A 20,009-nucleotide genomic window follows, 5' to 3' on the forward strand; every position below is an offset into this window, starting at 1 on the left:
TCGATACGCGTGCTGGAAAGAACCGGCTAGCTCGGGGGGGCTTCGACACTTCGCCGTCCCGGTCTCCCAAGCTCGGGCTTCTCGCTCCGTGCCATTGTCCAGTGCATCTCGAATTGCCTTGCGGACATCTTAGGAAAGAGCTTTTCTTTGATAGTCTTTTTTGGGCTTCGCGGATTGTCGTCGGAGTAGTTAAGTATTTTTTTGTGCGGCGCGCCCATATAGTTGCGTTGCGGGACTTCCTGTTCCCAAGACTCTTTTCTGAACGCACTTCCAATATCGTCTGGGACAAGGACCGAACATCCGTTGTATGGCTTGAGTGCGGCGAGACGTCTTAGATCGTAATTCAGCCCATTGAACACTATATTTTCAGGAATAATATCTCTCACGGCAACGAGCCCATTATTCCAGTCAATACACACTTCCGGCTCTCGAGCTGTGGCGATTGGTTCGAACAAAATGTTGTTCGCGAACATTTCTTGCCAGCCGTCCGAGTGGAAAGTCTCGGCGGTCATTTCCCAATACCAGTCCCAAGGAATACCACCTGCCGCGTTGTGCTCGTATATCGGTCTAAGTGACAATTCCACACTGGAAGGCGAAAGCTTCACGAGGCCACCGTGTGGTGTGAGGATTGTTAGGGGAACCCTCTGACGTGTCAGGGTTAACCATGCTAGATGAGTTGATGCGCCAAAAATATTAACCTCGGGGCCGAAAGCGCCAAAGCTAGTCGCCTTTCCGCAAACTTGGGACCCACCCGGATCAACGTCTTCGTGAGTGGCGACCAGATCTTTTTCCCATCTGAGCAATCCCCTGATTATTAATTGGCGGGACCGGCTAACAAAATCTCGCAGAGACATATATCCGTCAATATACAACATTAACAGATTCTCACCACGTTGTCGCGTTTTTCGGCCAGATATGCCGCCCATGCGCCCATCATGTTGCGGCGCTTTTCGAACACGTCGCTGCGCGCATAGGCCCGCTCGACCGCATCGCCGGTCAGGTGCGCCAGCGCCGCCTCGGCCACCTCGCGCGGATAGGACGTGCGTTCCTGCGCCCAGGTTCGAAAGGACGTGCGGAAGCCGTGAACATCAGCGGCAAAGCCCAATTCCTTGACCAGTTTGGAAAGCGTCATGTCAGACAGCGGGCGCCCCTTTTTCGTGCCGGGGAACACCAGCCCGGACCCATCGTCCAGCGCCTTGGCCTGCTTGAGAATGGCGACAGCGCGCGGCGAAAGGGGAACGCGGTGCGGTCGCTTCATTTTCATGCGATCAGCGGGGATTTCCCAAACCTGGGCGGTCAGGTCGATTTCGGACCAGCGCGCCTCGCGCACCTCGCCCGACCGCGCCGCGTTCAGCACCAGAAATTCAAGCGCCAGCTTGGTGGCAAGCCCGGCGCCCGATCCGTTCACCGCCTCGATGCAGCCCGCCACATCTGCGTAGGGCAGCGCCTTGCGGTGTTCTTGCGCCTTCGAAACCTTGGGAAGCGCCCGGCTGATATTTTCGGCGGGGTTGTCCTGCCGCCAGCCTTGGGCAATCGCCCATTTTATCACCGTGCCGATGCGCTGGCGCACCCGGCGGGCGGTCTCGGGTATGGTGGTCCAGATCGGCATGAGAACCGCCAGCACATCGGAGGTGGTCACGTCCTGCACCTTCAAGCGGCCCAGTTTGGGGAAGGCGTAGGCTTCCAGCGTCGCCATAAATTGCGCCGCGTGTTTTTCGTTCTTCCAGGTCGGCTTGTGCAGGGCATGCACCTTGCGGGCGGCTTCCTCGAATGTCAGGACCGCTTGCGCCTCGCGCTTGGCCTGCAAGGGGTCGCCACCTGCGCGCGCCAGCTTGCGGTTTTCCAGCGCCTTGGCGCGCGCCTCGGCCAGCGACACCAGCGACGGCGCCCCCAAGCCCAATTCGCACCGCTTGCCGCGAATGGTGATCCGCTGCACCCAGAACCGCGATCCGTTGGCATCGACGCGAAGATAGAGGCCATGCCCGTCAAAATACTTGCCCGGCGCTGCGGCGTTCTTCACCGCCTGGGCGGTCAGTGCTTTTTCGGGCCTGCGCGTTAGGTGGCTTGTCATGGCTTCCCCCGTTCCTTCCCCCAATATTGTGGGGAATAACAAGGAATATGCCGGACTGTGGCGGATAAGGGAAGCCCATAAATGCCTGTAATTGCTGGCGGTGAAGGAAGTTGCCGGAATTCATTGGATGGTGCGAGGGCGGACTCTCGCTCCGCCACTTGCCCCCGCGAAAGCGTTCTCCCGATCCGGCTGCGGCCGGATTTTTCCGTTGTTTTCGAGGGTTATGCGGGAGGGTCTGAGCACTGGCCGTCGCGCCAGAAGGCCCGGACGCGCTCTCTCAGGGGCGGTATTCTCCGGGGCTGTGAACCGCTTCGCATCCGGTGCACAGCACCAACACCCTGAAACGCATCCATTTTTTCAAGCTGCACCCGCTTGATAGTTGTGTTTTCCTTTCGCCTTGCGAGCGCACCTGAAATCCAAATGCTTGGCGACCTCCTCAGCGGTTCACTCAACAGGATCTGTCTTCTGAGCCCGGCGGAAAATTTCACTGGCGAGGTGCTCGTGCGCCGCGGCGCGGAACTGCTTGTCCGTCATCACACGAGAGAAAATTTCCTCGTTGCCCTCCATGCGGTCGATGAACAACTCGTCTAGCATCCGCTCAAGATACGACGAGAAATTTGCCAAGTTGTTCGCACGCGCAGCTTCCACGATCTTCTCGTCCTGTTCAGCGCTCACGCGTATCTGATCGAAGAAGAGCTGATCGGCCTCAGTGAAATCGGTACCAAAGCGCTCATTAAGCTTCTCGATCAAGCTAGAGAGAGCCACTTCTTCGTCGGGCGATCGGGCCGTGCCCACGTCCGTTGGACCCTTGAGCGGGTCGGCCTCGCCGTCGGACAGGTCTATCGATCCTTCGGTCATTTGCTGAAGCCGGAAGAAGCGCAGCGCAATCTCGTCGTCCAAGGCGAACGCTTGGCCATCACCCGGCGGGGGCAGCTTCGAGATCAGGTTGCGAACAAAGGCATAGAGCTTCTCGAGATCGCTATCTTGATACGGAATGATCTGCGAGAGGAAGGCGTATAGGTTCCGGTACGCCGTGAGTTGGCCGCGAAACTCCTCCTGCTCGGCCTCTTCCTTATCGAGGAACCTCTGCACAACAGCGTCCAGTACCGAGTTCATCAGCCGGTGATCGGTAGCTGAGTGCTCGCGTTTGCGTCGGTACCAGACCTCGGCAAAGGCGTTCACATCGTCGGGAGCGAAAATCGCCCATTCCAGGAGATTGTGCTGCAACTCGGACAGTCGGTGCGGATCACTGCCCATGTCCAGAAGGCTTCACGGAGTGGCAATTCACCCCGCCAAAGCGCGATGAGATTGGTCATGACCGGCCAACGAGAAGCTTGTCGATGCGCCGCCCATCCAGATCGACGACCTCGATGGTCCACCCCTGCAGTTCCAGTCGTTGCCCGACCTCGGGCAGATGTCCGATCTCGTCGAGAACCAGTCCCGCGACCGTCTCGAAGTCGCGATCGTCGTCGATCTCCAATGACAGCAGGTCGGCGAACTCGTCCACCGGCATCCAGCCTGCGATCAGGTAAGACCCATCCGCCCGCGTCACGACCTTGGCCTCGTCCGTCACGTTGTCGGGAAACTCGCCTGCGATGGCTTCAAGCACGTCCATCGGCGTGATGATCCCCTCGAAATGCCCATACTCGTCATAGACCAGCACCATGTGCGCCGGCGCCGTCCGCAGGCGATCCACCACTTCCAGAGCGCTTTGTCCGTCCCGGACCACCGGCGCTTCGCGTAGCAGGGCACGCAGATCGAACGGCTCGTTCATCAGAGCGGGGGCGAGGATGTCCCGGGTGGTCAGCACGCCGATGATGTTGTCGACGTCCCCCTCCCAGACCGGCAATCGGGACCGACTGAGGTCATGCAGAAGCTGCAGAAGCTCCGCCTTGTTGCTGCTGGCATCGAGCGTCTCCACCTCGTGCCGGGCTGTCATCAGTCCACGCGCCGTTCGGTCGGCTACCCGCATCACGCCCGCGATCATCTGACTTTCAGCGCGATTCATGGAGCCCGAGCTTTCGGCTTCTGCAATGATGAGGCGCACCTCCTCGTCGCTGACGCCGCGCGTTTGGCTTCCGGACTGCCCCAGCAGAGCCAGGACCAGCTTGCCCGATCGGTCGAGCACCCAGATCAGCGGGGCTGCAACACGGGCGATGATCCGCATCATCGGGGCCACGCGCGCGGCAACCTGCTCTGGTGCGCGCAGGGCGATCTGCTTGGGCACCAGTTCGCCGACGATCAGCGAAAGATAGGTGATTGCGACCACGACCGAGCCGACACCGACCGGCTGCGCCAGGCCGGGCGCCAGGCCAGCCTCGATCAGGCTTGCCGCCAGGCGCGCACCCAGCGTCGCACCGGAGAAGGCGCCCGCGAGGATGCCGACCAGCGTGATGCCGATTTGAACGCTGGACAGGAACCGGCCCGGATCCTCGGCCAGTCGCATGGCCGTCTCGGCCCCCTTGCTGCCCTTGTCGGCCAGCAGCTTCAGCCGCGCGGGTCGAGCCGAGACTATGGCCAGTTCGGACATCGCCAGAAGGCCGTTGATCAGCGTCAGCAGAATGACGATCGCAATCTCGAGGTACATTTTCTCCTACTCTTGCCGGAAGGTCCGGCCTTTCGTCCATATTATCGTAAACAGTTTTGCATCCTTTGTGGCCGCGGGCCGCGCGTAGCGACAGTGATCATTTCCTGTATACGCAGGATACACCTGCACGACGTTGCTCAGATCCAGATTGCCAGCTTGGAAACACGGCCCTTAACATCTTGGCGTGTTGCACCTAGACCGCAATCTGGGAGCCCAACTCGACCACGCGATCGCGCGGCAAGTGGTAGAAGTCGCTGGGGTCCGCCGCGAGGCGCGACATCAGGATGTAGAGATGGTCCTGCCAGACGGGCATGCCGACGGTCGGACTGGCCACGATCTTTCGCCGGCCGAGGAAGAACGACACCTTTCGCCCCTCGAAGTCCAGCTTGTCCTTCCGGCACTGTCCGAGGGCGCGGTTGACGTTTGGCGTCTCCATAAAGCCGAAGCGCAGAATGACGACGGTGAAACGGTCATTGATCCTCCGGATCTCTGCGCGCTGCCCCGCGCAAACCCTGGGTTCGTCGGTGGTCTCGACGGACAGGACGATGATCTGCTCGTGCAGGACATGGTTGTGCTTGAGATTGTGCAGAAGCGCAGGCGGGGTCGAGCTCGAGTCGCTGGTAAGGTAGACTGCCGTGCCCGGCGCGCGCAGGGCCGAGCCGCGCTCGATCTGTCCGACGAAACGGTCGAGCGGCACTGCCTGCGCGCGGCTTCGCAGGAAAAGGTCGCGCGTCCCGCGCGACCATGTCCACATCGCGAGACCTATCATCGCACCTAGCATGAGAGGGACGTATCCCCCTTCCGGAACCTTGAGCATGTTCGCCGCGAAGAAGGCCAGCTCGACCAGCAGGAAGGGCGCCGTGAGTGTTGCGACGAGCAGCCAGGACCAGTTGCGCACACGGATCAGCATCAGAACTGCAAGGCCCGTTGTCACCAGCATCGTGCTGCTCACGGCAATGCCGTAGGCAGCGGCCATGCTGCTCGAACTCCGGAACTCGAGGACGAGCAGAATGACGCCCAGAAGAAGCGCCACGTTTATCGCCGGCAGGAAGATCTGGCCGCTTTCGCGGTCCGAGGTGTGCCGGATCCGGAAGCGCGGCAACAGGCCGAGCTGGATGCCCTGTCGGGTCATCGAGTAGGCTCCGGTGATGACCGCCTGGCTGGCGATGACGGTGGCGAGTGTCGCAAGGATCACGAGCGGAAGCAGCGCCCAATCGGGGGCGAGCAGGAAGAAGGGGTTTTGCAGGGTCGCAGGGTCCGTCAGGACCAGCGATCCCTGCCCGAGGTAGTTGAGCGTGAGGGCCGGGAAGACCAGGGCAAACCACGCATACTGGATCGGGCGGCGGCCGAAATGACCGAGATCGGCGTAAAGCGCCTCGGCCCCAGTAACGGCGAGGAACACGGCCCCCAGCACGAAGAAGGCCACCAGGCCATGCTCGATCAGGAATCCAGCGGCGAATACCGGGTTGAAGGCTGCAAGGATCTCCGGCGCCTCGATTACCTGGACCAATCCAAGCCCGCCCATCGCCAGGAACCAGAGCGCCGTGATCGGCCCGAACCAGCGCGCCAGCGGTGCGGTCCCGACGCTCTGAATCAGGAACAGCCCTGTCAGAATGGCGATGGCCAGGGGCACCACATAAGGCTCGAAGACTGGCGTCACCAGTTTCAGGCCCTCGACCGCGGACAGGACAGAAATCGCCGGAGTAATGATCGCGTCACCGAAGAACAGCGCGGCCCCGGCAATGGCGAGGAGGAACAGCGCGAGCCCGCCACGCCGGGACGCCGACTGGACCAGCGCATAGAGCGCCAGCACGCCGCCCTCGCCGCGATTGTCGGCGCGCAGCAGGAAAAGCACGTACTTCGCCGTGACGATCAGGATCAGCGCCCAGAGCAGCAGCGAGACGACACCGATGACCTCGTCCCGTGTCAGCCCGTCGGCGGCCGCCGGCCGCAACGCCTCGCGCAGCGCATAAAGCGGACTGGTGCCGATGTCGCCATAGACCACGCCGACTGCGCCGATCGTCAGCGCGAGTGTGCGACCGTTCTTGTGGCGGAACGATTCACTCATGGCATTCATGCCAAGGACCGCTGGCAGCCTTGCCCACCAGAAGATCCTGGCGAGCGCTCATGCGCCGCACGAGATGATGGCTGCTACGAAAGCCATGAAGAAGACCGATGCCAGCAGCCCGGAGACGAGCCACACTCCGGCCCTCTCGCTGTGCAAAACTCAATGCGCGATGATTGCCAGCGCCGTCACGCCGTTGGCGGACGGGGTCGGCATGAAAATAGGAAGCGCCATCACCAAGCAAGCGAAGCCGATCACGCAGTCGATGCTCGCCGTCGCACTCGGCCAGAGGCGCGGCCGGGCCATCCGCTCGATGCGTTCGATCCACGGCAACGAATTTCGGACGATCTTCGCGAAAGCCTCGCGGTCCATGGACCGCGCGATCCGAGTCTGCGGCAACCAGACCGAGCGTCGGCCCGCGATCAGTTGCGGCGCTGCGATCATGAGCGGTCAGCGGCATTTCCGTCGCCTTTCCCCTTCTGCCCTTGTCTGCCAGCAGCTTCAGCCGCGCGGGTCGGGCCGAGACGATGGCCAGTTCGGACATCGCCAGAAGGCCGTTGATCAGCGTCGACAGAATGATGATCGTAATCTCGAGGTACATTTTCTCCAACTCTTGCCGGACGTTCCGGCCATTGTTCCAGATGATGGTGTATGCTGTTGAGCCTATGCTGGCCACGAGTCGCGCATGGCGCCGTCTGAGCGCCTCGACACGCCGCGCGACGGAGGTGCGTAAGAGAATCCGCCGGCGGGCCAGCCAGTCGGCACCCCCGCGCCAGCCTGTAAAGCGACAAAGATATGCCGCGATGCGAGTCAGCACGAGGATTGGCGACAGGACAACGTTGACAGGCGCCCGGAGGATGTCCCATCCGAGGGCCGCGCCATGAAGCCGAAGCGTTCCGGGCCAGGTGAAATGCCGTGCCACGAAGCCGTCGATCATCGCCCGGCGGCTGTCGAAGTAGCCAAGGCCGAGCGGACTGCCGGTTCCATCGGCGGTCAGGCCGCGATTTGATGATGAGCCCATGGCGGTGACCCACCATCTCCTTTCTGCAAGCCATTCAAGCGGAATGCCTTTTGCCGATCAGACGTCGGGCATTGGCGCTTCGGTAACAACCCGAGAATCTCGTGTCGAGATAGCGCGACTGCAAGAGCTTCCACGAGGATTCTTTTCTATCGGCTGACTTCGCATCCAGCTTTAATTTCTACGGCACCTTGTAGCCGACCCCTTCGATACGCAATTCTGCGCGGAAGGCGGATCAACTGCCTGCGAGGGGCTGTTGCCGTGGACTATCTCTATCTGATTGGTGGCCTGGTCGGGCTGTTCTTTGGCGGCGAGGCGCTGGTGCGCGGCAGTGTCGGCATCGCCCGGCGCATGGCGATCCCGCCTTTGCTGATCGGCCTCACCGTGGTTGGCTTCGGCACCTCGACGCCCGAGTTGCTGGTTTCGGTCGATGCGGCATGGCGCGGGGTGCCCGACATCGCGCTCGGCAACATCGTGGGCTCGAACATCGCCAACATCCTGCTGATCATCGGCCTGTCGGCGCTGATCTGGCCGATAAAGGTGATGGGAGCGACGCTGCGTCGCGACACGGCCGTGATGATGGCGGCGGCACTGGTTCTTGTGCCGGTCTTTGCCATGGGGCAGTTGGGGCGCGTCTCGGGCGTAATCCTGGTGGCGGGTCTGGCCGCTTACCTGATCTGGGCCTACCGCCAGCCCGGCGACCTCGAGGCCGAGGAAGTCGGCGTGCCCGCTCCGGCCTCGGCGCTCGTGTCGACGCTGTGGGTCATCGGCGGACTGGTCGCGCTGATGGTGGGCGCGCGGTTCCTTGTCGATGGCGCGGTCAACATCGCGCGCGGCTACGGAATTTCGGAAGCGTTCATCGGCCTGACCATCGTTGCCGTCGGCACCTCGCTGCCGGAACTGGCGACATCGCTGATCGCCGCCTTCCGCCGCCAGTCCGAGATTGCCATCGGCAACATAGTCGGCTCGAACATCTTCAACGTGCTCGGCATCCTGGGCGTGACCGCGCTGATCGCGCCGATCCCGGTGGCGTCGCGATTTCTGACCTTCGACCTGCCCGTCATGATCGCTGTATCGCTGGTCCTGACCGCACTGCTGCTGACCCGCCCCGTGATCGGGCGCGGGATCGGTGTGGCGACGCTGGCGGGCTATGTCGCCTACGTCTGGGCCGCCCAGGGATGACAAGCGCGTCGACGCACGATGTGAGAAGGCCTGGAGCGATCCTGTCGCGGCTTCTCGTTGTGCTGGCGCTTGTGCTGTTCGGTCTGCCGCAGGCTCATGCGGATGGCATGGCGGCTAATGCCGGGCCAGCTGCCCAGAGCCAGGTCGAGCAGGCCCTTGGCATCCCCTCCGCGCAGCGGCACCTGCTGCGCGCGCAGCTGCCCGACGATACGTCGCCAGACGCCGTGGTGCCGGGCGCTGCCGTGCAGGCTTGGCCATCGCGCACTGCTGCAACGATATCGCCTGCGCCGCACCAATCTTTCCTGCCCATCGCAATCCGTATCCTGCCCCCGGTCCGGGGGCCGCCTGCGGTCTGACGCGTCTTCGTCAGACTGAACACTCAGGCAAGAATGGATACTGAACATGCGCCGACCAGCATGGGTCGTGATGACCTATGTCGTCCTGCTGCTTCTGGCAGTCGCGACGGCTCTCCCCAACTTTCTCCCCTCGACCGTCCGCAGCACGCTGCCGGACTGGGCGACCAGCCAGACCGTTTCGCTGGGTCTTGATCTTCAAGGCGGCGCGCATCTGTTGCTTGCCGTGGACCGCGAGGATCTCGCTGCATCGCGGCTTGAGGAACTACGCTCGACCCTCGTGGACGAGATGCGCGCGCTTGACTTGAACCCGGCTGCAATCCGGGTCGAGGAACGTTCGCTATCGGCGCCCGCAAGTGACGCTCTGCTTTCGGCCATGAAAGGGATCGCGGGCGCGACCATGCAGCCCGGCTCCACTGCCGATTTTACGGTTGAAGTGTCTGACGGCGCTTTGCGGCTTGAACTGACCGAGGCAGGTCTGGATCACGCCGCCACGACCGCCGCCGACAGCAGCCTAGAGGTGATCCGCCACCGCGTCGACCAGGTCGGTGTCTCGGAGCCCGTCATCAGCCGTGTGGGTGAGGACCGCATCCTCGTGCAGATGCCGGGCGTGGAGAACCCTGCGCAACTGCGCGAGCTTCTGGGCTCCACCGCGAAGATGAGCTTTCAGATGGTCGCTCCCGGGCCCGGGCCCGGCGTGTCGATACTGGAAATGTGTGACGGCTCCGGGTCGATCCCGGTCGAGGATCGCGTGGCGCTGTCGGGCGACCGGCTGGACCGGGCGGCCTCTGCCTTTGACCCGGATACCGGTCGTCCGATGGTCACCTTTGCCTTCGACCGGCAGGGGGCGGTGGCCTTTGCCGAAATCACGGCGGCGAATATCGGCCAACGCTTTGCAGTCGTCCTCGATGGCGCAGTGCTGACCGCGCCAGTGATCCAGACCGCCATACCCGGCGGTCAGGGCCAGATTACCGGGGACTTCACCGTGGAAGAGGCGCAGACGCTGGCGGTGCTGCTTACATCGGGAGCGCTGCCCGCCTCGCTCGAGGTGATCGAGGAGCGTAGCGTCGGTGCGGCGCTTGGCGCGGATTCTATCAAGGCCGGGCTGATCACCGGAGCCGTGGGTCTTGCGCTGGTCGTGGCGATGATGATGGGGCTCTACGGCGGCTGGGGGCTGCTGGCCAGCGCTGTCCTCGGGCTGAACGTCATGCTGACGCTGACGGCCCTTGGGCTTCTGGGCGCCACCCTGACGCTGCCGGGGATCGCGGGCATCATCCTTTGCCTTGGCATCGCCGTGGACAGCAACATCCTGATCTTCAGCCGCATCCGAGAGGAAACGGCGAAAGGTGCCAGCGCCATCAAGGCGCTGACGCAGGGCTATGCGCGGGCCTGGTCCACGATCCTCGATGCCAACATCACCACGCTTCTCGCGATGGTGCTGCTGTTCATGTTCGGCGCGGGCGCTGTCCGCGGCTTCGCCATCACCATGAGCCTAGGCATCCTGATCTCGATGTTCACCGCCGTCGTGCTGATGCGGATGATGATGGAGGCGCTGGTGCGCCGCCGCAAACCCGCGCAGCTTGCCATCGCCCCACTGATCGGCCGGGTACCCGCGCCCGGCGCCTTCTCGTTCATGCGGCGGGGCCGGCTGGCGCTGGCCATGTCGCCCTGCTGACGCTCATCGGCTACTCGGTGAACGACAAGGTGGTGGTCTATGACCGGATCCGCGAGCACCTGCGCGGCGGCAGTGCCGACGAGCCGCTGTCGGATGTGATCGACCGCAGCCTCAATCAGGTTCTGGCGCGCTGCATTTTCACCTCCGGCACGACGCTGGCGGCGCTGCTGCCGATGGCGATCTGGGGTGGACCGGCTGTCGCCGGGTTTGCCTGGCCGATGATCGCGGGCGTTGTGATCGCGACGGGATCATCGCTGTTCGTCTCTGGACCAGTGCTGGCATGGCTCGCCGCACGCAGCCCGGCCGAGATGAGCGGACCCGCATTACAGCAAGCAGGTTAGGCGAAGCACGCGCCGGGAGACGCAACGCTTCCGGCGCAATTCGCCTGGCTGCGCCCAGAGATTTTCATCCCATGAGACAGATCATGCTCACGCAAACGAAGGTCCCCGATGTAACCTTGGTCGAAAGCCCACCCGATCCGGATGGCGCTCGCAAACCGCGGCGCCTGTCCGACATCCTTCAGAAGATTGCAGATGCACCTGCCACACCAGACGAGCGCATCTCGCTTGGTCACCTGATCGAAGGCTTCGGAAACCGTGCCTTCGGGGCGCTACTCTTCATCTTTGCGGTGCCAGTCGCTCTGCCCATCGCGATCCCCGGCATCTCGGCGGTGCTCGGCGCCCCCCTGCTTTTTCTGTCCTGGCAACTGATGCGTGGGCGTGAACAGCCATGGTTGCCCGAGGTCATGCGAAGCCGATCCTTTCGGCGCGTCGACTTCGCGAAGATGCTTCAGCGAGTCTTGCCCTCGATCCGGCGCGTGGAACGTCTGGTCGGCCCACGGTTGATCTGGTTGACGAACAGACGCGGCGAGCAGGTAATCGGCTTGTTTGCTTTCGTGCTCGCCGTGGTCCTGTTCCTGCCGATCCCATTCGGAAACACCGTTCCAGCCTTGGCCATCGCGATTCTGGCTTTGGCGGTTCTGGAGCGGGACGGGGTTGCGGCAATTGCCGGGACGCTGGTCGGCGTTGCGGGAGTTGCCGTGGTCTCAGGTGTCGTCGTTGGTCTGGTGAAGGGCACCATCTTCATCGTTCAATCGGTTATCTTTTCGTAAGTCCAGCAGGGCAATCCCCCTACGCCAGCAGATTGAAGTATCCTCAAGAATCGTACGCACGGAGTGAGTCCAAAGCATGCTTCTCGATCTGATCGTTCTTGCCCCCTATGCTGCAGTCTTTCTGCTTCTGGCGGTATTCATCGCTTTCGCATTGGAAATCCAGCCGCCCGAGATCGTCGCGTTCTGCGGCGCCGTCGCGGCACTTGCGATCGGATTGGTCGGCCCCGATGACGTTCTCGCGTCGCTCGCCAATCCGGCACCGGCAACCATCGGGGCGATGTTCGTCCTGAGCGCGGCTCTCGTGCGGACGGGCGTTCTGGAGTCCGTCAGCGGCGTCCTCGGGCGATATTCGTCGGCCTATCCCAGATTGACGGTCGGCCTGTTCTTCGCCTCTGCTGCCACCGCCTCGGCCTTCATGAACAACACCCCGGTCGTCATGGTGCTGATCCCGGTCGTCATCACACTGGCGCGCGAGATGAAGATCGCGGCATCGCACCTGCTGATCCCGCTGTCCTACATGGTGATCCTCGGTGGCACCTGTTCGCTCATCGGGACCTCCACGAACCTGCTTGTCGACGGGGTGGCGCGGGATCTGGGACTGCCGCCGTTCGGCATCTTCGAGATAGCGCCGCTCGGGATCATCGTCGCCCTGGTCGGGGCCGCATTCCTGGCGGTTGCGGCACCGCACCTTCTTCCCGTCCGACAGACCGTCGGATCAAGCCTGCCCGAGCGGGACCAACGCAGATGGCTAGTGGAGATGTTCATTCCGGCCGATTCACCGCTGATCGGCATGCCACCCGGCAAGGTCGCCGCCTTTCGAACAGGGGGTAGCCGTGTGGTCGATCTCGTCCGCGGCGATGTTTCCCTTCGCCAGGCGCTGGACGACACCGATCTCCGAGCCGGCGACATCGTCGTACTGGCCACGCGCGAAGCTGAGCTGATGGGATTCCGCGATGGCACGGTGGCGGCCAAGGTGATTGCCGGCACCGAGCCGTCGACAGCCCGGCGCACCTCCGTGGTCGAGGTCATAGTCGGTCCGAACACGCGGGCGGTGCACCGCATGATTGGCCGGCTGCACTGGCGACGGCGCTTTGGCGTCTATCCGATGGCGCTGCACCGGGGCGGCACGGCGCTCGACATGCGCCTTTCGATGATGCGCCTCGCGGTGGGCGACACACTGCTGCTGGACGGCACGCCCGACGACATCGCCCGACTGGTCGAGGAGGAGCGCTTGATCATGCTGTCGCCGGTCGCGGCGCGGGCCTTTCGCCGGTCGCGGGCACCGATCGCCATCGCCACGATGGCATCCGTGGTCGTGCTGGCGGCGTTGAACGTCGCCCCGATCCTGACGCTCGCCCTCGTCGGGGTCGCGATTGTGTTCCTGACGAAATGCATCGATGCGGACGAGGGGATCGGGGCCATCGACGGCCGCCTGCTTTTGCTGATCGTGTCCATGCTGACGTTGGGGAGCGCGCTGGAACAATCCGGCGCACTCACGCTGATCGTCGACAGCGTCTCGCCGCTGCTGGCGACCGCACGACCGATCGTGGCGCTCCTGCTCGTGTATGCGCTGACCTCGATTTTGACGGAGCTGGTGACCAACAATGCCGTCGCCGTCCTCATGGCGCCTATCGCTGCGGGCGTTGCCATGCAGCTTGGGCTCGACCCGCGCCCCTTTGTCGTCGCGGTCATGTTCGGCGCCAGCGCGAGCTTCGCGACGCCAATCGGGTACCAGACCAACACGCTCGTCTACAGTGCCGGAGGCTATCGGTTCCTCGACTTCATGAGGATCGGTGTGCCGATGAACATACTCATCGGGGCCGTGACTGTTCTTGTCATCCCGCTGATCTGGCCGCTTGCAGGGTAGCGTGGGTCATCGTTTGAGGGAAATAATTTTCCGTTATTAATCAATTACTTAATGTGGAGAAGGTTCGACGTCAGACCCATCCCCTCCGCCACTTGCACATCGCGAACCCGAGACGAGGTCCCTGACGGGTCCTTTTTTCTTTGTGTTTCAAAGGGGTTTAGCGGAGCCATCCGACTTTCGGAGACTGGCCGTCGTGCCGAAATCTGTCTCTAAACGCCCCGCGTCTCTTTCCACCCGCCCTTCACTCAAATTGAGGCGGATTCAAAATATGACGTCTTGCCAGTGACTTGAGGAAATCGGGTTGCGCCGCAGTTGAGGCGAGTTCGACCGCCGCCGATACGAACGGAGACACCCGAAGGCGGCGTGGTTGTGCGGGGTGGCGCGCATGAAAGCGGCAGTTCCGAAAGAAGGGTTCCGGAGGTCTGGGCGGAGAGCGGCCTGATGCCGGTGCGGCTTAGCGGTTGCAGCGATACCGCGAAAGCAGCCGCTCGCGCAGCGCCCAGCGATCCGGGTGAATGGGGCTAGGAACGGGCGGGGAACCGTCTCTAATGTTGCAACACCGCAACCGCAGAAACCGGCAAAAGCGGACATTCAATTGTCCCCGCAATCTCTGCCATCACCCAATTTTTGGCTTGAATCCGAAGCGCACCCCTTCGGCGGTCGATTATTTTGCCGATCGTGACCGCCACCTGCCGAAGATAGAAGGGAAACCGCTCGTTGCTGGAGACCCAGACGTCCGACGGCCTGTAGAAATGACGAACCAGACCTTCGGACGAGGGATCGTCGGCGGGAAGCCATGCACTGCTACGAACGAAGGCGCCCGCGGGTGTCAGCTTCACCGCGTGGCAGCTGAGTGCCGGGGGTTTGATCCTGTTGCCGATGGCGCTGATCGTCGAGCCGCCGCTCCCGCCGCTCACGGCGACGAACCTCGCCGGACTGCTCTGGCTCGGCCTCATCGGAGCTGCGGCCAGCTATGTGCTCTGGTTCCGGGGTGTCGCCCGCCTCGAACCCGGCGCGGTCTCGATGCTCGGCATGATGAGTCCCGTGACGGCCGTGATCCTCGGCTGGGTCGTGCTGGGCCAGTCCCTGTCGCCGCTACAGGGGCTCGGTGCCGCCATCGTACTTGGTTCGGTCTGGGCGGGACAGCGGGCCAACCGCCCATCAACTGACACCACCCCTGTGCTTCCAAACCCATCGCCGGCGAAAGCCGCATGATCGCCATTCCGGAAAGGATTATCCGAATGCCCGTTCTCACGATCACCCCCGATCTCGCATGGAAAGCGCGCCTTGCCGGGCTGCTCTACCTCGTCATCATCGTTGCGGGCCTCGGCGCCGAGCTGGGCCTCCGGGGCCCGCTGATCGACTTCAGCGATGCCGATGCCACCGCCGCCGCGATCCTCGCCGCGCCCGCCCAGTTCCGCCTTGCCATCGCCGCCGATCTCGTGATGGCACTCAGCGATGCGGGGCTTGCGATCCTGCTCTACCTGATCTTCCGCACCATGGCGCCGGGCCTTGCCCTCTCGGCGATGGTGTTCCGCCTGATCCAGACGGTGCTGATCGCGGCCAGCCTCATGGCGCTACTGACGGCCTGGCTGGTGCTGACCCGCGCCGAGGGTCTGGCCGACGCCCCGACGCTGGCACTGGTGCTCCTCGACCTGCACGCGCACGGCTACGACCTCGGGCTTGTCTTCTTCGGCGTGAACAGCCTGATCATGGGCTTGCTGGTGTGGCACTCGGGCCTCTTCGCGAAGGTGTTTGGTGCGGGGTTGGCGCTGGCCGGACTGGTCTATCTGACCGGCAGCGGCCTGCGGTTCTTTGCCCCCGACCTGTCATCGGCGTTCATGCCCGCCTATGGAGTGACGGTCCTCGCCGAGACGGCGTTCTGCTTGCGCATGCTTTTGCAACGAGGCGTGTCATGATCCCGGCCTCTTCCCAAACGCCACGCGCCGCCGTCCCCTTTTGGCATGGCAGATTGCGGTCAGACATCCCGTCGCACATGCCCGCGCTCGGGACCCGGAGACCCCCTGTGACCTCGGATATCGTTCGTGGTATTTTTTCACCTGATTGTTCGCTCCACGCGTCGAGCGGACTCTCGGGAGACGAAGAAGGACCTCATTACCTGCCATGAAAGCCCTCATCGCTCTTGTCCTGATCGTCGGTATCGGCGTCCTCTCGCTGGGGCTTCTGCTGTTCCTGGATCGACGCGCCGATCGCCTGGAGCGGGAAAGGCTGACCGAGCTCCAACCCGCGATGCCCGAATCCTTCGACCCGACGATGGTGGCGGACCTGCCCGAACCGGCCCGACGCTATTTCGGCTTCATGATCCGCCCTGGCACACCGATCCTGCCGGTGGCAGAGATCGAGATGCGCGGGGAGTTCAGCCTCGGCACGAAGGAGGCCCCGAACTACCAACCGATGGAGGCGCACCAGATCCTTGCCGCGCCGGAGGGTTTCGTCTGGGCCATGCGCACCACCGGCGGCATGCCCGTATCCGGATCGGATTCCGGCCGCTGGACACGGTTCCGCATCTTGGGCCTGATCCCGGTCGCCCGTCTTGGCGGCGATCCGGACCACACGCGTTCGGCCTATGGGCGCTATGTGGGCGAGGCCGTGATCTGGGCACCGGCCGCGGTGCTGCCCGGGCCAGGTGTGACTTGGGAGGCGGTGGACGAGGATACCGCCCGCGTGACGGTCGAGCACGGCGCCCTCAGTCAGGCGGTGGACGTCACTGTCGATGCCGAGGGCCGACCCGTCACCGCCGTCTTTCAGCGCTGGAGCAATGCCAATCCCGACAGGGAGCACCGGTTGCAGCCCTTCGGCGCGACCATGTCCGACTTCCGCGAGGTCGGCGGATACCGCCTGCCGTTCCGCGTCGAAGCGGGCAACCTCTATGGCACGGAGGCGTATTTCCCGTTCTTCCGCGCCGAGGTGACCTCCATCACCTTTCCTGGCGCAGGGCCATGAGGCGGCCGTTCCGACGGTCCATGGCGTCTGTCGTCGCTGCTCTGGCGCTGTGGCTGGTGGCCGCGGCGGCCGCCTTCGCGGACGAGGATGCGGAGATCGCGGCGCGGCTCGATGCGCTGGCGGGCGCGGTCATGGTGAGCGATCAGGTGCCCGGCGCCATTGGCGCCATAGTCAGCGGCGACACGGTGATCCTGCGCGGCTACGGCCTCTCCGACATCGCCGCCGGCACGCCGGTCGACCCCCGCGACACACGCTTCGAGATCGGTTCGATCACCAAACTATTCACCTGGATCGCGGTCATGATGCTGGTCGAGGAGGGGCGTCTCGACCTCGAGGCGGACGTGACGCGATACCTCTCGGACGTCGAGGTGACGGGCGGTGCGCCGCTGACGCTCGCGCAGTTGATGAGCCACCGCGGCGGCTTCGAGGAAAGTTATGCGATCTTCGACCCCGCCGTGGCCGCGCTGCCACGGGCCGAGGCGCTGTCGGTCGCGGCGCCCGACCAGGTCTTTCCGCGCGGCGCCGTCACCTCCTGTTCCAACTTGGGCGCGGCGCTGGCGGGGCACATCGTGGGGGAAGTGTCCGGTCATGCGTCTGCTGCGCGCCGGCATCGACACCGCGGTGATCGCGCTCTGGCTCGGCCACGAACAGGTTGAGACGACCCAGATCTACCTGCACGCGGACCTGCAGATCAAGGAAAGGGCCCTCGAAAGGACAGCCCCCAATCACGAGCAAACCCGGCCGCTTCCGGCCGACAGACAAACTCCTCGCCTTCCTCGAAGCCCTCTGATTATGCCGACCCCGACACAGCGGTCCCCGCCGGAAACAACGACTTACAGACCTACATCGGCATAATCCGGGCATCGGCATAATGCGACTTATGCCGACTTCGGCATAAGGCTCACACGGTGCGCGGCGCGATGGCCGGGGCGCTCAAGAAGAAGCTCGGGCTCGATGTGACCTCGGAGAAGGTCGAGGATCGGGGGCGGGTCTACCGCATCGCTTGATTGGACGCAGCTTCACGGAAGCACAACACGTCAAGGGGTATGAATCATACCTCTTGACGAATCCTATCGTTGGCCTGCAAGATGCGTGCATCAACCCTCTTGAAAGGTGGCGCGCATGGTCGACTCAATCACGGTTCGACTGGATCCCATTCTGGCAAGCCGTCTCGGCGAATTCTTAACCCAGAACCCTAGTCTATCAGCTGCATCCGTTGCCGCTCGTGCGTTGGACGATTTTCTGCCGAAGGCTCCCAAGGTCGTATCGACGAAACCCTCCAAGCCGGGCGGCGGACAGGACGAGTTCACCGGTCGCGAGGGGTATGAGTTTGGCATCTCAGCTGGCCGGGCACTAGCGAGCAAAATCGGCGACCTCGTCAGCCCTGTGGCAACAGAACTCAAACTACCTGACGGTCGGCGAGCTACGCTGCGCACGGCGAAGGGACGCAACACCCAATGGGGATGTCTCAACACACTTCTCGAGCGGATCGATGTCGTTCTCTGTGCTTTCACCCCGGACGGAACGAACTTCGATGTCTGGGAAATTGACGCCAAGGTCTGGGCTCGCGAGGCCCGAAACGCATCTCCCGGCCACAAGCTACACAACAAGCTGACGTTGCTGGGCAAGTCGGGCGTTGAGAAGTTCGGAAAGCCCTTCGGCAGCTACTCCATATAGTCGCCCCGCATCCGGATCGCCTCGAACAACCTGTCCGACGAGCAGCGCGCGGAACTGGCCGAACTGCGACAGTCGCTCGAGGATCGCATCGACGAGATCATCGAGTTCTGGCGCGACAGTCCGGAGATCGCAGCGGCGTTTCTCGAATATGTCGTAGCCGCGCGGGCGCGACCCGAACTGGCCGACGAGGCCTATCGCGCCGGGCTCGCGACGCGCGCACAGGTCGAGGCGGCGCACCGCGAACGCGCGTATCTCGAGACGGTGATCCTTCTCAACGTCGCACAGGGGGTCATGGCCGCGCGGCTGCTGCGGCGGCGCGGGCGCCGGGGCGACGGCGACCGGACGGACGATCTCGCCGACGCGTTGCTGGCCGAAGCCGCGCGCGCCCGACGCCACCCGGCGGATGTGGACTGGGACGCGATCGACAATCCCGGCATCGCGTGGTCGGGCCCGATCCGCTCGCAGGGCGAGCCATGGGAAGACCTGCTAGAGGCCGCCGGGGATCTGGCCCGGCGCTCGCCGCCGACGTTCCCAACGTTCGATTTCTTTGACTTCGATAGCCGTCTCGCGACGAGCGCCAAGACCCTCGACACCCGAGCGCCCACCTATGCAGATCGCCCGAGCCGCATCTTTGGCAGGCTGCGGGACTACATCGACCGGATCGAGCGGTTCGAACAGGGCAGCAACGGCGTCTTCCGGATACGGCCGGGCCAGATCGAACGGCGCCGGCTGGAACTCGCGGTGCCGTTCGACACGACACCTGAACAGGCAATACAAATTCAACGCGCCATCGACTATGCTATCGATCGCGGGATCGAGGTGAACGTGAGGTTCGTGCAATGAGCTTTGAAAAAGCGCTGGCTCAGATGAAAGCTCAGAATGCGCGGAAGCCGAAGCCGCCCCCCCCGCCGCCGCCCGCTGAAAGCAGAGAGGCGACCGTCGAGGTCTATCGACAGTTCACGCATGTGTTCTCGCAGGCTGTTTACAGTGCGGCGGTTGGCGACCCCAAGGGCTATGCGGCGTTTCTCGACGCAGAACCTGCGCGCGAGGATCTCGGTAGGGCGTTGCATGATGCGCTTGCCGCGAGCCGCTTCATCACCCCCGACCATCCCGAATGGGACACCGTTATGCGCCCGCCGACCGCAGACGAGATCAAGGCGCGGGAAGACGACCTGAAACGCCGCGCCGGTGTGAAAACCAACAAGGCTCTCTACAAAGGTGTGGGAAGTGTTGCAGTCACCCTACAGGATGGACAGATCGAACTGAATCCTTTGCGCCACCGCGGCCGCGGAGCTTGGGAAGGGATCAGGGGACACGAGCCAATACGGTTGCCGGCCTCCGTCTCAGACGCCGAGCTCGGCGACGCCGCCACTGCGGCCATCGAGATCAGCAGAAATTCGTAAGGCATTGATAAGACTATATATTGGTCCGCGGCGTTG

19 protein-coding genes and 1 pseudogene are annotated in these 20,009 nt (G+C 63.4%); 13 read left to right on the plus strand and 7 right to left on the minus strand.

Annotated elements, in window-relative coordinates:
- Positions 1-26: 26 nt before the first annotated feature.
- From L1965_RS09660 to L1965_RS16245, 6 genes are all read right to left on the minus strand, one after another.
- The gene (locus L1965_RS09660; RefSeq protein WP_235756225.1) at positions 27-875 is read right to left on the minus strand and encodes a hypothetical protein; all 849 of its coding nucleotides are present in this window, start codon (positions 873-875) and stop codon (positions 27-29) included.
- Positions 875-2,071 (minus strand): tyrosine-type recombinase/integrase, encoded by a 1,197-nt coding sequence (locus L1965_RS09665; RefSeq protein ID WP_235756226.1) that lies wholly within the window; start codon positions 2,069-2,071, stop codon positions 875-877. Before L1965_RS09665 ends, L1965_RS09660 begins: the two co-directional genes overlap by 1 nt.
- Before the next feature lie 444 nt (positions 2,072-2,515).
- Positions 2,516-3,328: a hypothetical protein gene (locus tag L1965_RS09670; RefSeq protein ID WP_235756227.1), complete on the minus strand. Its 813-nt coding sequence runs from the start codon at positions 3,326-3,328 to the stop codon at positions 2,516-2,518.
- 55 nt (positions 3,329-3,383) lie between these two features.
- A complete protein-coding gene (locus tag L1965_RS09675) occupies positions 3,384-4,658 on the minus strand; it encodes a hemolysin family protein (protein ID WP_235756228.1) in 1,275 nt (424 codons plus the stop codon).
- A gap of 193 nt (positions 4,659-4,851) precedes the next feature.
- Positions 4,852-6,735 (minus strand): potassium transporter Kup, encoded by a 1,884-nt coding sequence (locus tag L1965_RS09680; RefSeq protein WP_338421481.1) that lies wholly within the window; start codon positions 6,733-6,735, stop codon positions 4,852-4,854.
- On the minus strand, positions 6,719-7,744 hold the full coding sequence (locus L1965_RS16245) for a DUF6635 family protein (protein ID WP_235756230.1): 1,026 nt from the start codon (positions 7,742-7,744) through the stop codon (positions 6,719-6,721). The genes L1965_RS09680 and L1965_RS16245 overlap by 17 nt, the downstream gene beginning before the upstream one ends.
- Positions 7,745-8,002: 258 nt before the next feature.
- Between L1965_RS16245 and L1965_RS09690 the strand changes: the two genes are divergently transcribed.
- From L1965_RS09690 to L1965_RS09710, 5 genes are all read left to right on the plus strand, one after another.
- Positions 8,003-8,923 carry a calcium/sodium antiporter gene (locus L1965_RS09690; protein ID WP_235756231.1) on the plus strand — a complete coding sequence of 307 codons (921 nt, stop codon included), beginning with the start codon at positions 8,003-8,005 and terminating at the stop codon, positions 8,921-8,923.
- A 402-nt stretch (positions 8,924-9,325) separates the two neighbouring features.
- Positions 9,326-10,951, plus strand: coding sequence for a protein translocase subunit SecD (gene secD / locus L1965_RS09695; protein WP_235756232.1), 1,626 nt, complete (start codon positions 9,326-9,328; stop codon positions 10,949-10,951).
- A gap of 17 nt (positions 10,952-10,968) precedes the next feature.
- Entirely contained in the window at positions 10,969-11,292 is a 324-nt protein-coding gene (locus L1965_RS09700) for a hypothetical protein (RefSeq protein WP_235756233.1), read from the plus strand.
- 71 nt (positions 11,293-11,363) lie between these two features.
- Positions 11,364-12,062: an exopolysaccharide biosynthesis protein gene (locus L1965_RS09705; protein ID WP_235756234.1), complete on the plus strand. Its 699-nt coding sequence runs from the start codon at positions 11,364-11,366 to the stop codon at positions 12,060-12,062.
- Between the two features lie 76 nt (positions 12,063-12,138).
- On the plus strand, positions 12,139-13,929 hold the full coding sequence (locus tag L1965_RS09710) for an SLC13 family permease (protein WP_235756235.1): 1,791 nt from the start codon (positions 12,139-12,141) through the stop codon (positions 13,927-13,929).
- A 545-nt stretch (positions 13,930-14,474) separates the two neighbouring features.
- On the opposite strand, the gene L1965_RS09715 is transcribed toward L1965_RS09710, so the two are convergent.
- Positions 14,475-14,768, minus strand: coding sequence for a hypothetical protein (locus tag L1965_RS09715; protein WP_235756236.1), 294 nt, complete (start codon positions 14,766-14,768; stop codon positions 14,475-14,477).
- A gap of 40 nt (positions 14,769-14,808) precedes the next feature.
- On the opposite strand from L1965_RS09715, the gene L1965_RS09720 reads away from it, so the two are divergent.
- The 8 genes and pseudogenes from L1965_RS09720 to L1965_RS09755 all read left to right on the plus strand — a co-directional run bounded on the left by L1965_RS09720 (position 14,809) and on the right by L1965_RS09755 (position 19,973).
- Positions 14,809-15,144: a DMT family transporter gene (locus L1965_RS09720; RefSeq protein WP_439332072.1), complete on the plus strand. Its 336-nt coding sequence runs from the start codon at positions 14,809-14,811 to the stop codon at positions 15,142-15,144.
- Entirely contained in the window at positions 15,141-15,848 is a 708-nt protein-coding gene (locus tag L1965_RS09725; protein WP_235756237.1) for a DUF4386 domain-containing protein, read from the plus strand. The genes L1965_RS09720 and L1965_RS09725 overlap by 4 nt, the downstream gene beginning before the upstream one ends.
- Before the next feature lie 205 nt (positions 15,849-16,053).
- Positions 16,054-16,893 (plus strand): DUF6544 family protein, encoded by an 840-nt coding sequence (locus L1965_RS09730; protein WP_235756238.1) that lies wholly within the window; start codon positions 16,054-16,056, stop codon positions 16,891-16,893.
- Positions 16,894-16,913: 20 nt separating this feature from the next.
- On the plus strand, positions 16,914-17,549 hold the full coding sequence (locus L1965_RS09735; RefSeq protein WP_235756239.1) for a serine hydrolase domain-containing protein: 636 nt from the start codon (positions 16,914-16,916) through the stop codon (positions 17,547-17,549).
- A 246-nt stretch (positions 17,550-17,795) separates the two neighbouring features.
- Positions 17,796-17,900 (plus strand): annotated as a pseudogene (locus L1965_RS09740) (DUF3489 domain-containing protein); the annotation flags it as partial.
- Positions 17,901-18,015: 115 nt separating this feature from the next.
- Entirely contained in the window at positions 18,016-18,570 is a 555-nt protein-coding gene (locus L1965_RS09745) for a hypothetical protein (RefSeq protein WP_235756240.1), read from the plus strand.
- Positions 18,571-18,861: 291 nt separating this feature from the next.
- Positions 18,862-19,413, plus strand: coding sequence for an endonuclease toxin domain-containing protein (locus L1965_RS09750; RefSeq protein WP_235756241.1), 552 nt, complete (start codon positions 18,862-18,864; stop codon positions 19,411-19,413).
- Positions 19,410-19,973 carry a contact-dependent growth inhibition system immunity protein gene (locus L1965_RS09755; protein ID WP_235756242.1) on the plus strand — a complete coding sequence of 188 codons (564 nt, stop codon included), beginning with the start codon at positions 19,410-19,412 and terminating at the stop codon, positions 19,971-19,973. The genes L1965_RS09750 and L1965_RS09755 overlap by 4 nt, the downstream gene beginning before the upstream one ends.
- Positions 19,974-20,009 lie beyond the last annotated feature (36 nt).

Source organism: Paracoccus salsus (genome assembly GCF_021556615.1).
GTDB lineage: Bacteria > Pseudomonadota > Alphaproteobacteria > Rhodobacterales > Rhodobacteraceae > Paracoccus > Paracoccus salsus.

What these genes read in the sequence shown, in the direction of transcription:
- L1965_RS09660 (WP_235756225.1), bottom strand. Translation starts at nt 875, where the DNA reads ATGTTGTATATTGACGGATATATGTCTCTGCGAGATTTTGTTAGCCGG.
- L1965_RS09665 (WP_235756226.1), bottom strand. Translation starts at nt 2,071, where the DNA reads ATGACAAGCCACCTAACGCGCAGGCCCGAAAAAGCACTGACCGCCCAG.
- L1965_RS09670 (WP_235756227.1), bottom strand. Translation starts at nt 3,328, where the DNA reads ATGGGCAGTGATCCGCACCGACTGTCCGAGTTGCAGCACAATCTCCTG.
- L1965_RS09675 (WP_235756228.1), bottom strand. Translation starts at nt 4,658, where the DNA reads ATGTACCTCGAGATTGCGATCGTCATTCTGCTGACGCTGATCAACGGC.
- L1965_RS09680 (WP_338421481.1), bottom strand. Translation starts at nt 6,735, where the DNA reads ATGAATGCCATGAGTGAATCGTTCCGCCACAAGAACGGTCGCACACTC.
- L1965_RS16245 (WP_235756230.1), bottom strand. Translation starts at nt 7,744, where the DNA reads ATGGGCTCATCATCAAATCGCGGCCTGACCGCCGATGGAACCGGCAGT.
- secD (WP_235756232.1), top strand. Translation starts at nt 9,326, where the DNA reads ATGCGCCGACCAGCATGGGTCGTGATGACCTATGTCGTCCTGCTGCTT.
- L1965_RS09705 (WP_235756234.1), top strand. Translation starts at nt 11,364, where the DNA reads ATGAGACAGATCATGCTCACGCAAACGAAGGTCCCCGATGTAACCTTG.
- L1965_RS09710 (WP_235756235.1), top strand. Translation starts at nt 12,139, where the DNA reads ATGCTTCTCGATCTGATCGTTCTTGCCCCCTATGCTGCAGTCTTTCTG.
- L1965_RS09720 (WP_439332072.1), top strand. Translation starts at nt 14,809, where the DNA reads ATGGCGCTGATCGTCGAGCCGCCGCTCCCGCCGCTCACGGCGACGAAC.
- L1965_RS09725 (WP_235756237.1), top strand. Translation starts at nt 15,141, where the DNA reads ATGATCGCCATTCCGGAAAGGATTATCCGAATGCCCGTTCTCACGATC.
- L1965_RS09730 (WP_235756238.1), top strand. Translation starts at nt 16,054, where the DNA reads ATGAAAGCCCTCATCGCTCTTGTCCTGATCGTCGGTATCGGCGTCCTC.
- L1965_RS09735 (WP_235756239.1), top strand. Translation starts at nt 16,914, where the DNA reads ATGGCGTCTGTCGTCGCTGCTCTGGCGCTGTGGCTGGTGGCCGCGGCG.
- L1965_RS09745 (WP_235756240.1), top strand. Translation starts at nt 18,016, where the DNA reads ATGGTCGACTCAATCACGGTTCGACTGGATCCCATTCTGGCAAGCCGT.
- L1965_RS09750 (WP_235756241.1), top strand. Translation starts at nt 18,862, where the DNA reads ATGGCCGCGCGGCTGCTGCGGCGGCGCGGGCGCCGGGGCGACGGCGAC.
- L1965_RS09755 (WP_235756242.1), top strand. Translation starts at nt 19,410, where the DNA reads ATGAGCTTTGAAAAAGCGCTGGCTCAGATGAAAGCTCAGAATGCGCGG.